Annotated in this window: 12 protein-coding genes; 2 read left to right on the top strand and 10 right to left on the bottom strand. The window is 72.7% G+C overall.

Going from position 1 to position 12,687, the window contains the following annotated elements:
- Nucleotides 1-61 precede the first annotated feature (61 nt).
- From ACIQFY_RS01030 to aceE, 5 genes are all read right to left on the bottom strand, one after another.
- On the bottom strand, nt 62-310 hold the full coding sequence (locus ACIQFY_RS01030; RefSeq protein ID WP_289473377.1) for an acyl carrier protein: 249 nt from the start codon (nt 308-310) through the stop codon (nt 62-64).
- A 90-nt stretch (nt 311-400) separates the two neighbouring features.
- Entirely contained in the window at nt 401-1,456 is a 1,056-nt protein-coding gene (locus tag ACIQFY_RS01035) for a beta-ketoacyl-ACP synthase III (RefSeq protein ID WP_289473378.1), read from the bottom strand.
- Nucleotides 1,453-2,406, bottom strand: coding sequence for an ACP S-malonyltransferase (locus ACIQFY_RS01040; RefSeq protein WP_400337910.1), 954 nt, complete (start codon nt 2,404-2,406; stop codon nt 1,453-1,455). Before ACIQFY_RS01040 ends, ACIQFY_RS01035 begins: the two co-directional genes overlap by 4 nt.
- 89 nt (nt 2,407-2,495) lie before the next feature.
- Nucleotides 2,496-3,698, bottom strand: coding sequence for a CdaR family transcriptional regulator (locus ACIQFY_RS01045; RefSeq protein WP_200884165.1), 1,203 nt, complete (start codon nt 3,696-3,698; stop codon nt 2,496-2,498).
- A gap of 34 nt (nt 3,699-3,732) precedes the next feature.
- The gene (gene aceE / locus ACIQFY_RS01050; protein ID WP_209682980.1) at nt 3,733-6,477 is read right to left on the bottom strand and encodes a pyruvate dehydrogenase (acetyl-transferring), homodimeric type; all 2,745 of its coding nucleotides are present in this window, start codon (nt 6,475-6,477) and stop codon (nt 3,733-3,735) included.
- Nucleotides 6,478-6,714: 237 nt separating this feature from the next.
- Here aceE and ACIQFY_RS01055 point away from each other — a divergent pair, with 237 nt between their 5' ends.
- Both ACIQFY_RS01055 and ACIQFY_RS01060 read left to right on the top strand, forming a co-directional pair.
- Nucleotides 6,715-7,203 carry a peroxiredoxin gene (locus ACIQFY_RS01055; protein ID WP_066653934.1) on the top strand — a complete coding sequence of 163 codons (489 nt, stop codon included), beginning with the start codon at nt 6,715-6,717 and terminating at the stop codon, nt 7,201-7,203.
- A 32-nt stretch (nt 7,204-7,235) separates the two neighbouring features.
- The gene (locus tag ACIQFY_RS01060; protein WP_400337915.1) at nt 7,236-8,108 is read left to right on the top strand and encodes an alpha/beta fold hydrolase; all 873 of its coding nucleotides are present in this window, start codon (nt 7,236-7,238) and stop codon (nt 8,106-8,108) included.
- 73 nt (nt 8,109-8,181) lie between these two features.
- Here the strand turns inward: ACIQFY_RS01060 and ACIQFY_RS01065 are convergent, their stop codons facing one another.
- From ACIQFY_RS01065 to ACIQFY_RS01085, 5 genes are all read right to left on the bottom strand, one after another.
- Nucleotides 8,182-9,762, bottom strand: a complete 1,581-nt coding sequence (locus tag ACIQFY_RS01065; RefSeq protein WP_251154968.1) for an alpha/beta hydrolase — start codon at nt 9,760-9,762, stop codon at nt 8,182-8,184.
- Nucleotides 9,759-10,700: an amino acid--[acyl-carrier-protein] ligase gene (locus ACIQFY_RS01070; RefSeq protein ID WP_209682971.1), complete on the bottom strand. Its 942-nt coding sequence runs from the start codon at nt 10,698-10,700 to the stop codon at nt 9,759-9,761. Before ACIQFY_RS01070 ends, ACIQFY_RS01065 begins: the two co-directional genes overlap by 4 nt.
- The gene (locus ACIQFY_RS01075) at nt 10,697-11,911 is read right to left on the bottom strand and encodes an acyl-CoA dehydrogenase family protein (RefSeq protein WP_400337919.1); all 1,215 of its coding nucleotides are present in this window, start codon (nt 11,909-11,911) and stop codon (nt 10,697-10,699) included. The genes ACIQFY_RS01070 and ACIQFY_RS01075 overlap by 4 nt, the downstream gene beginning before the upstream one ends.
- Nucleotides 11,908-12,195, bottom strand: coding sequence for an acyl carrier protein (locus ACIQFY_RS01080; RefSeq protein ID WP_400337921.1), 288 nt, complete (start codon nt 12,193-12,195; stop codon nt 11,908-11,910). The genes ACIQFY_RS01075 and ACIQFY_RS01080 overlap by 4 nt, the downstream gene beginning before the upstream one ends.
- Nucleotides 12,196-12,288: 93 nt before the next feature.
- Nucleotides 12,289-12,666 (bottom strand): holo-ACP synthase, encoded by a 378-nt coding sequence (locus ACIQFY_RS01085; RefSeq protein ID WP_081984813.1) that lies wholly within the window; start codon nt 12,664-12,666, stop codon nt 12,289-12,291.
- Between the last annotated feature and the right edge of the window lie 21 nt (nt 12,667-12,687).

Raw genomic sequence — 12,687 nt, forward strand, 5'->3', positions numbered from 1 at the left:
GACGAGGTGAGCGCCGCGGCCCGCGGGATGTGCGCGGTCCGCGGCGCTCAGGAAGCTCGCGTCAGGCCTGGGCCTTGGTGATGTAGTCGACGGCGTCGCCCACGGTCTTGAGGTTCTTGACCTCTTCGTCCGGGATCTTCACGTCGAACTTCTCCTCGGCGTTCACGACGATGGTCATCATCGAGATGGAGTCGATGTCGAGGTCGTCGGTGAACGACTTGTCGGCTGCGACGGTGTCGGTCGCGATGCCGGTCTCGTCGTTGATCAGCTCGGCCAGGCCGGCGAGGACTTCTTCGTGGGACAGGGCCATGGTGGTTCTCCTTGAGGGGGGTGTCGTTTGACCGTGGACCAGCCTAGGGCACGAGTGGTACGGGTGCCCGGAGCCGAGCCGGTGTGGGGTTCAGGGGAGGACGACGACCTGCGCGCCGAACACGAGTCCGGCGCCGAAGCCGATCTGCAGGGCGAGGCCGCCCGACAGGTCCGGGTGCTCCTCGAGCAGGCGGTGCGTGGCGAGCGGGATGCTCGCGGCGGAGGTGTTGCCGGTCGTGGTGATGTCGCGGGCGATCGTCACCGTGTCGGGCAGACCGAGCTGCTTGGCGAACTCGTCGATGATCCGGATGTTCGCCTGGTGCGGCACGAAGGCCGCGAGGTCCTCCGGACGGACCCCGGCGGCCTCGATGGCCTGGCGCGCGACCTTGACCATCTCCCAGACCGCCCAGCGGAAGACCGTCTGCCCGGCCTGCCGCATGGTCGGTCGGGGTGCGCCCGCGGCCCACTCGTTGTAGGTCGCGGTCATGCCGATCGCGTCCCACTTCGAGCCGTCCGAGCCCCAGATCGACGGGCCGATGCCCGGCTGGTCGCTCGGGCCGACGACCGCCGCGCCCGCACCGTCGCCGAGCAGGAACGAGATCGACCGGTCGGTCGGGTCGACGACGTCGCTCAGCTTCTCGGCGCCGACGACGAGCACGTGGTCGGCGAGGCCGGACTTGATGAAGGAGTCCGCCTGGGCGATGCCGTAGGCGTAGCCGGCGCACGCGGCGCTCACGTCGTAGGCGGCTGCGGGCGTCGCGCCGATGCGCTCGGCGAGCAGGGACGCCATCGACGGGGTGGCGACGGTGTGCGTCACGGTGCTGACGAGGACGACGCCGATCTGCGACGGCTCGATGCCGGCCTTCTGGATGGCCTCGCGCGCCGCGGCCTCGGCGAGGTCGACCGCCTCGACGTCGGCGCCGGCCCGCTTGCGGGTGATGATGCCGGTGCGCTGGCGGATCCACTCGTCGGACGAGTCGATGGGCCCGACCAGGTCGTCGTTCGGCACGACGTTCTCGCCGCGCGCGGCACCGAACGCCAGGATGCGGGTGAACTCGTGGCCGCGACGCTGCTGCAGCACCGGACGGGAGGCGCTGGGCACCGCCGTCCCGTCGGCTGCGGTGGACGGGGTGGTGCTGTCGGTCATGCGGTTGCGTCTGCTTCCTGGCCTGCGGTCTCGCTGTCGCGCTGCAGGAGCTCGATCGCGGCGGGCAGGTCCTCGGGGGTCTTGATGGCGACGGTGGGCGTCCCGCGCATGCCGCGCTTGGCGAGACCGACGAGGGCCCCGGCCGGCGCGAGCTCGATGACACCGGTGACGCCGGCGGCGGTGAACGACTCCATCACGGCGTCCCAGTGCACGGGGTTCGCGATCTGCTGCACCACGAGGTCGACGAAGCGGCGCCCGTCGTCCACGCGGGAGCCGTCGGCGTTGGTCCAGATCGGCAGGGTGGGGTCCTGCGTGGCGATCGCGGCGGCGGCGGGGGCGACGCGTTCGACCGCGGGTGCCATGAAACGGGTGTGGAACGCACCGGCCACCGCGAGCGGGATCACCCTGGCCCGCGCGGGCGGGTCGGCGGCCAGCGCGGCGATGCCCTCGGTGGGCCCGGCGACGACGGTCTGCCCGCCGCCGTTGTGGTTCGCGGGCACGAGACCGTGCTGCGTGAGCGCTTCGGCGACCGCATCGGCGTCGCCACCGAGGACGGCCGCCATCGATGTCGGCTCGAGCGCGGCGGCGTCCGCCATCGCCCGGCCGCGTGCGGCGACGAGGGAGACGGCGTCGGTCGGCTCGAGGACACCGGCGACGGCCGCGGCGGTGAACTCGCCGACGGAGTGCCCGGCGACCCCGCCGACCAGGGCACGACGGCCGTCGGCGAGCAGGGCGTCGGCGGTGACGAGCCCGGCAGCCACGATGAGCGGCTGCGCGAGGGCGGTGTCCTTGATGGTGTCCGCGTCGGAGTTCGTGCCGTGCTCGACGAGGTCGACGCCGATCGCCTCGGACCACGCTCCGACGCGGTCACGGACGGCAGAGTCCTCGAGCCAGGGGGCGAGGAAGCCGGGGGTCTGGGAGCCCTGTCCGGGCGCGACGACGACGATCACCGGTCAATCCTCGTCGCCGCGCCGCTGTCGGCCCGTGTGGACATCCGACAGCGATCCGGCGGGGACGTTGTGCGATCCCTACCGTCGGGTCAGCGACGCGGCGGCAGGCGCCGTCGACCGGCGTTCGACTCGGACATCGCGCCGAGGATGAGCGCCGACTGCACGATCAGGGCGTCACGCGCGTGGGTGGCGTCCCACCCGATGACGTCGGCGACGCGGCGGAGCCGGTAGCGCACGGTGTTCGGGTGCACGAACAGCTCGCGCGCCGTCGCCTCGAGCGACCGGCCGGTGTCGAGGTAGCACCAGAGCGTCTGCAGGAGCTCGGTCGACTGGTCCTTGAGGGGGACGTAGATGCGCTGCACCAGTGCCGACCGAGCGAGCGGGTCACCCGCCAGGGCCCGCTCCGGCAGCAGGTCGTCGGCGAGTGCCGGACGGGGAGCACCGCGCCACGCCCGTGCGACGGCGAACCCGGCGAGGGCGCCCTTCGCGCTGGTCGAGGCGTCGACGACCCCGGGGACCTCGTTGCCGAGCACCAGGTGCCCCTCGCCGAACGACGGTTCGAGGGCCTGGGCGATGGCGGTGAAGGACACCGGCTCCTCGCCCTCGGGGACGTCGTCACGCGGGGTGGCCCGCCCGATGACGACCACGAGCCGAGAGCCCTGCACGCCGATGAGCACGTCGGCGTCCATGTGGCGCGCGGTGCGGCGGATCTGGTCGACCTCGAGCTGCTTCGGTGCGTTCCCGACGAGCACCGCGACCTCGCCGTGGCCGTGCCAGCCGAGCGCGGCGATGCGGGAGGGCAGCTCGTCGTCGTACTCGCCCGACAGGATCGAGTCGACGACCAGTGCCTCGAGCCGGGCGTCCCACAGGCCGCGGGCCTCGGCGGCGCGGGCGTAGACGTCGGCCGCTGCGAAGGCGATGTCCCGCGAGTACTTCAGGATCGCTTCCTGGAGCATCTCGTCGTCCTTCGCGCGCTCCTCGACCACGGTCACCACGACGCGGATGAGCTGCAGCGTCTGCTGCAGGCTCACCGAACGCAGGAGCTCGCGCGGGGCGGACCCGAAGACGTCGGCGGCGGCGATCCAGGGGGTCGACGCGGTGCCCTCGAGCCAGGAGATGAACGAGGTGATCCCCGCCTGGGCGACGAGGCCCACGGCGGACCGCCGCCCCGGGGGCATCTCGCTGTACCAGGGCAGGGTGTCCTCGAGCCGCTTGATCGTGGCGGTCGAGAGTTCGCCCGACACCTGCCGGAGCCAGGAGAGCGCGCGTTCGCGGTCCCTCTCCTGGCCCACGGCAGCGTCGGTGCGGGGTGTGCTCACCAGCGGATCAGGCCTCTCCGCCCGCGCTGCCGGTCGTGCCGGCGTTGACGTCGTGCAGGCGGTACTTGTCGATCGCCTGCTGGACGACGGCGTGGTCGACCTTGCCCTGCTTCGCGAGCTGCTGCAGCGTGCGCACCACGACGGACGGACCGTCGATGTGGAAGAAGCGGCGTGCCGCCGGACGGGTGTCCGAGAAGCCGAAGCCGTCGGCACCGAGCGTCGCGAAGTCGGTCGGGACGAACGGACGGATCTGCTCCTGCACGGCGTGCATGAAGTCGCTCACCGCCACGACCGGCCCCTCGGTGCCGAGCAGGCGCTCGGTCACGTACGGGGTGCGCGGCTGCTCGTTCGGGTTGAGGAACGCCTGCTGCTCGGCGTCGAGACCGTCACGGGTGAGTTCGCCCCAGCTCGTGACGCTCCAGACGTCGGCGGACACGCCCCAGTCCTCGGCGAGGAGCTGCTGCGCCTCGAGGATCCACGGCACCGCCACGCCGGACGCGAGCAGCTGGGCCTTCGGGCCGTCGTGCTCGCTCGGCTTGAGCAGGTACATGCCCTTGACGATGCCCTCGACGTCGACGCCCTCGGGCTCGGCGGGCTGCACGAGCGGCTCGTTGTAGACCGTCAGGTAGTACATGACGTTCGGGTCGTCGTGGGACGGCGAGCCGTCCTCGTTCGTCCCGTACATGCGCTCGAGGCCGGACCGGACGATGTGCCCGATCTCGTAGCCGTAGGCCGGGTCGTAGGACACGACCGCCGGGTTCGTCGCCGCGAGGAGCGGCGAGTGACCGTCGGCGTGCTGCAGGCCCTCGCCGGTCAGCGTGGTGCGCCCTGCGGTGGCACCGATCATGAAGCCGCGGACCATCTGGTCTCCGGCGGCCCAGATCGCGTCGCCGGTGCGCTGGAACCCGAACTGCGAGTAGAAGACGTAGACCGGGATGAGCGGTTCGCCCTGCGTCGAGTACGAGGACCCGACGGCGGTGAAGGCCGCGAGGGCGCCCGCCTCGTTGATGCCGACGTGGATGATCTGGCCCTGCGGGCTCTCCTTGTAGGCCAGGAGCAGCTCGCGGTCGACCGACGTGTAGTGCTGGCCGTTCGGGTTGTAGATCTTCGCGGTCGGGAAGTACGCGTCCATGCCGAACGTGCGCGCCTCGTCCGGGATGATCGGCACCACGCGGTTGCCGAAGTCCGGGGAGCGGAGCAGGTCCTTCAGCAGGCGGGCGAACGCCATGGTCGTGGCGACCTCCTGCTTGCCGGAGCCCTTCTTCACGACCTGGTACTTCGACTCCTCCGGCAGCGTGAACTGCGTGTACTTCGTCCGACGCTCCGGCACGTACCCGCCGAGCTCGCGGCGACGCTCGTGCATGTACTGGATCGCCTCGTCGTCGTGACCGGGGTGGTAGTACGGCGGGGTGTAGGGGTCCTCGTCGAGCTGTGCGTCGGAGATCGGGATGCGCATCTCGTCGCGGAACTGCTTGAGGTTGTCGAGCGTGAGCTTCTTCATCTGGTGGGTCGCGTTGCGCCCCTCGAAGCTCGGGCCGAGGCCGTAGCCCTTGACCGTCTTCGCCAGGATGACCGTCGGCTGGCCCTTGTGCTCGGTCGCGGCCTTGAACGCGGCGTAGACCTTGCGGTAGTCGTGCCCGCCGCGCTTGAGGTTCCAGATCTGGTCGTCCGTGTAGCCCTCGACGAGCTCGAGCGCCTTCGGGTCGCGCCCGAAGAAGTTCTCGCGGACGTAGGCGCCGTTCTCGGCCTTGTACGTCTGGTAGTCGCCGTCCGGCGTCGCGTTCATCAGGTTGAGGAGCGCGCCCTCGGTGTCGCGGGCGAGCAGGTCGTCCCACTCGCGGCCCCAGACGACCTTGATGACGTTCCAGCCCGCGCCGCGGAAGAACGCCTCGAGCTCCTGGATGATCTTGCCGTTGCCGCGGACGGGTCCGTCGAGGCGCTGGAGGTTGCAGTTGATGACGAAGTTCAGGTTGTCGAGCCCGTCGTTCGCCGCGACCTGCAGCTGCCCGCGCGACTCGACCTCGTCCATCTCGCCGTCGCCGAGGAACGCCCAGACCTGCTGGTCGGAGGCGTCCTTGATGCCGCGGTTGGACAGGTACTTGGCCTGCTGGGCCTGGTAGATCGCGTTGATCGGGCCGATGCCCATCGACACGGTCGGGAACTGCCAGAAGTGCGGCATGAGGCGCGGGTGCGGGTAGGACGACAGTCCACCGCCCGCGTGCGACTTCTCCTGGCGGAAGCCGTCGAGCTGGTCCTCGCTGAGGCGGCCCTCCATGTAGGCGCGGGCGTACATGCCGGGGGAGGCGTGGCCCTGGAAGAAGACCTGGTCACCGCCGGACGGGTGGTCCTGCGCGCGGAAGAAGTGGTTGTAGCCGACCTCGTACATCGCGGCGCTCGACGCGTACGTCGAGATGTGCCCACCGACCGCGACGCCGGGGCGCTGGGCGCGGTGCACCGTGATCGCGGCGTTCCACCGGATCCACCGGCGGTAGCGGCGCTCGAGTTCCTCGTCACCGGGGAACTCCGGCTCGTCCTCGGGCGCGATCGTGTTGACGTAGTCGGTCGTCGGGACCATCGGCACGCCGAGGTGCAGCTCGTTCGAGCGCTTCAGCAGGCTCTGCATGATCTCGCGGGCCCGCTGGTGGCCGTGCGTCGCGACGAGTCCGTCGAGCGACTCACGCCACTCTGCGGTCTCCTCCGGGTCCTGGTCGGTCCCTGCGGTGCTGCGCGGGTCCTGGTCGTTCACCGTCACCCTTGACCTCGTTCGTTCTCGTGGTGGTGGACATGGGGGCCACCGATGGTCGGGTCACGACCGGTCGGAGCCCACACCACCTTAGGCCCCACGACCGACGCCTTCGCTGATGGTGTCGTGCAGGTGGTACTTGCGTCCTGGTGCGGTCGGCGTACGATTGCCGATCGTGCACGGACGACCCGCACGTGCGCACGCGACACGGGCACACCCCACGCCCGAGGAAGAAGCAGCGCACCGATGGCCCTGGAGATCGGCTCCCTCGCGCCGGACTTCGAGCTCCCGAACCAGTTCGGCGAGCACGTCCGCCTCAGCGACTTCCGTGGCGTCCGCCCGGTCGCCCTCGTCTTCTTCCCGCTGGCGTTCTCGTCCGGCTGCACGAACGAGCTCTGCACCCTGCAGGACAACATCGCGATGTTCGAGGACCAGCGGGTCGAGCTGATCGGCATCTCCGTCGACTCGAAGGCCACGCTCCGCTCGTTCGCCGAGACGCACGGCTACGACTTCGAGCTGCTCGCCGACTTCTGGCCGCACGGCGCGGTGTCGAAGGAGTACGGCGTGTTCCTCGACAAGAAGGGCTTCGCGACCCGCGCGACGTTCGTCATCGACGTGCACGGTCGCATCAAGGCGTCGATCATCACCGAGCCCGGGCTGCAGCGCGACGTCGCCGAGTACCGCGAGGCGCTCGACCGTCTCGCCGCGTGCACCGCGCCGGTCCCGGTCGCCTGACCGTCCCCGCGAGCCCCTACGCACCCTGGCCGGTGACCGACGCGGCCGCCGCGTGGTCGCTCCGATGCACCACGGTGCCCACCGGCAGCGGGCCCGTGGTGGTGCACCACCGTCCCGGTGCCGACCCGGTGCTGCTGCTCCACGGCGTGGCGGGGTCGTGGACGACCTGGACGCCGTTGCTGGCCGCCGCCGGTGGTGTCGGCGCGCGGGGTCTCGTGCTCGTCGACCTGCCCGGGTGGGGGTCCTCGCCGGCGCCCGCGGGGCCGTTCACCGTGGACGACGGCGTCCGCGTGCTGCTGGAGGTCCTCGACGCCCTCGCCGTGGGGTCGGTCGACGTCGTCGGGCACTCGATGGGCGCGTTCGTCGCGCTCCACCTCGCCGTGGTCGCTCCCGAGCGCGTCGGGTCGCTCGGGCTCGTGTCGGGCACGACGACCGCGACCGTGCGGGCCTCCGGCCGACCCTGGCGTGCGCTCGCGTCCCTCCCCGCGTTCACGCTGCTGCGGGCCGGGCTCCTCGTGACGGGTCGTCGGGCGAGGGCGATCCTCCGTGGCACCGCCCGCGTCGGACTCCTGCCGCTCGTCGCCGCACCCGTGTTCGCGCACGTCCGTCGACTGGACCCGAGTGTCCTCGACGCCTTCGTCGACGAGTTCCGGCCCGAGCGCTTCACGGCTGCCGCCCGGGACGCCGCCGGCTACGACGTCGACCGCTGGCGCTCGGTCGGCTGCCCGGTGACTGCGGTGCTCGGCCGCGGGGACGTCTTCGCCCGGGTGTCCGACCTCGACGACCTGCGCGGCCTGGTGCCGGGAGCCCGGACGGCCGTGCTCGACGACTGCGGGCACTTCGCACACGTCGAGCACCCCGGTGCCGTGGCGGCGTTCCTCGGACTCACCTCCGCACCGGCCTGACGGGTCGGGCCGTTCCGCAGCGGTCGTCCGACGGCGCCGCGCCCCCAGCGCGGCCGTGCGAGCGCGGCCCTGCTCAGCCCGCCACCGCCCCGGCGGGGAACGTCTCCGCGATGCGGGACCGCACCTCGGTCACCACCGCGCGTCGCATCGCCGGCGAGAACAGCGCGTGGTCGCCGTCCGGGACCTCCACGACCGAGACCTTCGCACCCCAGCGGCGGACGGCGCGACGGCCGCCGTACCGCTCGAAGCGTTCGATGTCCTCCGGCGCCGCGACCACGACGACGTCAGTGCCGTGCTCGACGATCGGGCCGAGGTGGCCGACGACGCCGCCGAGCGCCCCGCGGCGGGCGATCGCGTCGCGGACCCGCGCCGGGACGAGGCGGTTGTAGGGAGCGCGGAGTGCGCGACGGAGCCGGGATGCGTCGGCCACCGCCTGCGCGGACCCGGCGTACGAGCCCGGAGCCGCGGGCGTGCGGCGGTAGTCGTTCGGACTGATCTCCACCACGAGCCGCGGGTGCTCGTCGACCGCGCGGCCGGCGAGCCACGCACCGGCGCACATGCCGACGATGGCGAGCCGCTCGGAGGGGACCCGCAACGCCGCGACCACCTCGTGCTGGTCGTCGACCCACTCCTGCGCGAACAGGAAGGCGTCCTCGTCGGCGCGCACGTCCGAGCTCTCCCCGGTACCCCGCCGGTCGACGCGCACGACGCGGGCGCCGTCACGGGCCAGCGTCCGCGCGAGGGCGACCTGGTAGTCGACGGCGCCGGTCCGGTGCTCGGCGCCGCCGTTGTGGAGCAGCACCACCGGGGCGTCCTCGTCCTGGGCGGAGGACACGGTCTCGACGGCGAAGAGCCCGTCCGGGCCGATGCGGAGCACCCGCTCGGACACGCGGTCGTCGACGTCCAGCACCTCGTCGAGCGCGGGCGGGGTCGTCGGAGCAGCGGTGGCGGGTGCCCAGGCGTCCAGCCGACCGACCACGGCGTCGACGGCGTCCGCCGGGATCCGGGCGTCGATGCTCGTGCCGTCGAGGAGCTCGGCGGTGCCGTCCACCTCGAGGACCTCGACCGGGCCGAGTCCGCGCGGCGGGACGGCACCAGGGCGGACGACGGCGACCGTCGTCGCGGAGCGTGGCGCGTACGCCAGGGCGCCGACGACGGCGGTCTCGGCGGGTCCGAGGTCGATGCCCACGAGCGACTCGACCCCGTCCACGATCCGGTCGGGGCCGATCGTGATCGTCGCGAGCGCCCGCTGCCGTCGCAGCCAGGCACGTCCGGACGCCGGGGCGTCCCAGACGACCAGGGCGTCGTCGTCACCGACGGCGGCGGCCGCGACCAGGGCTGCCGAGGCGAGACCCACGAACGCGATGCGCTCGACCCCCGACCGGCGCAGCACCGCCGCGGCGGCGCGAGCGGACCGCACCTGCGCGTCGGGGTCGCCGTCGTCCGCGGAGTCCCCACGTCCGGACGGGTCGTAGCGCACCGAGGCCACGCCACGGGCCTCCAGGCCGTCCGCCAGCAGCCGCAGCGTGCGGTAGGCGATGACGCCCTCCTGCCCGAGCGGCGGGCAGAGGACCACGCCGGCGCGTGCGGTCGGCGGGAGCTGCACGGCGAGGCGCAGCGCGGGCGACCCCGACCAGCCGTGGTGGGTGGTCACAGCGCCAGGGCGGCGCGGACGTCGGTCGTCCAGCGGTCCGGGTCGGTGCCGTGCGCGGCGAACAGGGCGATCGTGATGCGCTCGAGGCCGAACGCGGTGCAGGCGCTGTGGGCCACCTCGCCGTCGGCGGTGCGGAGACCGAACGACGTGCCGAAGTGGTCCTCGTGCAGGTTCGCCGACGAGATCGCCGTCGCCTCGTGCTCGGGCCCGTACACGGGGGTGACGAACTCGTACTTCAGCGACTGCTCGACCTGGTTCCGGGCGAGCATCTGGCCGACCCGACCGAAGAACGGGTCGTTCGCCGGGACGACGTCGATCGCCAGGCCGAAGGACTCGAGCAGGGCGCGCATGCCCGGGGTGCGGCCGTCGCGGTGCGCCTTCGCCGACTCGGGGGTGCCGACGTGCACGAACTCGTGCATGTGGAAGGCCTGCAGTCGCATCGGGTCGAGCGAGGGCTCGCGGCGGAACGAGTCGCCGACGATGTCGAACGTCCGACCACCGGCCGGCACCGTGTCGCCGATCAGCCCGTACAGCGGGTGGCAGACGGCCGGGGTCAGCATGAGGTCGGCGGGCTCGAGGAACGACTCCCAGCGCTCGCCGCGACCCCGGGCGGCCAGCAGTGCGCGGTGCGTCCGGTCGTCGCCGGTGAAGCCGGAGATCGACGCGGCGAGGTCCGGGAACGACGCGATGTAGTCCGTCCGCTCGAACGCGGCGAGCGGCTCGACCGGCGGGAAGCGCAGGACCTCGGCGTCGAGGTCGGCCTGGCTCCGCACGACGGCGGCGTCGACCGCGCCGTACACGCGCTCGAAGACGCCGGTGCGGCCGTAGAGCCCGGGGGAGCCGAGGTCGACGAGGACCCGGTCGGTGAGCAGACGTCCGCGCAGGTCGGCGCGCGCGGCGTCGAGGTCGGACGTGGTGGTGTGGTCGGTGATGGTCACAGGAGTGCTCCGCTCATGAGTGCCAGTGCGGCGTCGTTCTGCAGGAGCCGGTCGTTGCTCACCATGACGGCGGCTCCGTGGGCGTCCCGGAGGTGTCGGGCGATGCTCAGCGGCCCGGTCGCGGCGAACCCGGCGATGCCGACGATGCGCATCGCGGTCGTCACGATGTCGACGACCCGCTCCGATGCGGCGATCTTCAGGGCGTTGGCGGCGAGTGCGTACGCGGGGGAGCCGAGCACCGTCGCGTCGTCGGCGGACCGGTCGAAGCGCTCCGCGGCGTGGCGGACCGCGTCCGCGAGGGTCTGCAGCTCCACCAGGAGCTCGGCGAGCCGGAGGGCTCCCGGCGGGGTCGACCCGACCGCGGCCCGCGCCTGCTTCCGCACGGCCTGCCGGGCGCGGTCGGCGGCGCCGGCGGCGATGCCGGTCCAGACCGACGCCCACAGCACGTGCGAGACCGGCAGGACCGTCTGCGCCGAGATCGTCGCGTAGTCGTCGCGGAGCACCCGGTCCTCGTGGGTGTCGGCGTCGAGTACCCAGCCGTTGCTGCAGGTGCCGCGGAGACCGAGGGTGTCCCAGGTCGAGGTCTGCGTGAGGGTCGTGTCCTCGGGCAGGCAGACGACGAGACGCTGGTCCGAGGGCGCGGCGTCGGGGTCGCGACGGGCGGTGACGAACACCGCGTCGGCCTCGGTCGCGTAGGAGATGACGGGCGCCTCCTTGTGCAGGTGGATGCGACCAGCGGTGGAGACCTCGATGGCGCAGGTGCTCCGGCGCGCGTCGCCACCGATGCCCTTCTCGGTCGTCGAGGACGCCACGAGCGCTCCGGCCAGGACGGCCTCGGTCATCGCGGTGACACCGAGGCCGACGCCGCCGTGCCGCCAGAGCGCCATCGCCTGTCCGTGGTGCATCGCGAAGACCATCCCGGTCGCGGCGCACGCCCGCCCGAGGGCCGTGGCGATCGTCGAGAGCTCGGCGAGGGTGGCTCCCTCGCCGCCGAGTGCGGTCGGGACGGCGGCCGCCAGGAGGCCGTGCTCCTTCATCGCCGCGATCGCCTCGCGGGGCGGACGGGCGTCGCGGTCGACCTCGTCGGCGTGCCGGGCGGCGACCTCGGCGACGAGTGCGGCGCGGAGGGCGAAGCGGTCGACGGGCGTGGTCGCTCCGGTCGTGTCCGGGCCGACGGGGACCGACGGGTCGTCCAGGACGGGGGTGCTCACGCTGCTGCGTCCGCGGCGGCCGCGATCGACTCGATCGTGGCGAAGGTCGAGCGGTGCAGCACGGCGTCGGGGAACTCCACGTCGAGCTCGTTCTCCACCGCGAGCATCACGTTCACGGTGGCGTGCGAGGTCAGGCCGAGCGCGTACAGGTCGGCGATCGAGGCGATGTCGGACGCGTCGACGGTGAGGTGTCCGTGGTCGGCGAGGGCCCGTCGGACGGCCTGCTCGGCGCCGGGCGCGGCGAGGGCGACGGGGGCGGGTGCGGAGGTCGGGTCCTGGTGCATGCGAGCAACGATAGGGAGCATGCGGGCCCGGAAAACCGCCGTGCACGTGCGTGATCCCGCACGTGCGCCGCAAGGAACGCGGGACCGGGTCGGTCAGCGTCGGGACAGCGCCACGGCGGTCGCCAGCGCCAGCCCCCGTTCGTGTGACAACGACACCGCGACCGGTCCGCAGCCGACCGCCGCGGCGAGCTCGGCGGCGCGGCCGGAGAGCTCGACGACCGGGGCGCCGGCGGCGTCCAGCACCACCGCGACGTCCGTCGGGGGGACCGCGTCGCCCGGCGCGGGTCGCAGCAGCTTCAGCACGGCCTCCTTGCCGGCGAAGCGGGCGGCCAGACGCTCGGGGTCGTCACCGCAGTCGGCGCGCTCGCGGTCGGTGAACACCCGCGACAGGTAGCGCTCGCCGTGTGCGGCGATGCCCGCGACGACGTCCTCGACCGCCGCGAGGTCGGTACCGGTCCGGATCGTCGTCACGGGTGCAGCGTACGGCTCGCA

Source organism: Curtobacterium sp. NPDC092190 (genome assembly GCF_044755625.1).
GTDB lineage: Bacteria > Actinomycetota > Actinomycetes > Actinomycetales > Microbacteriaceae > Curtobacterium.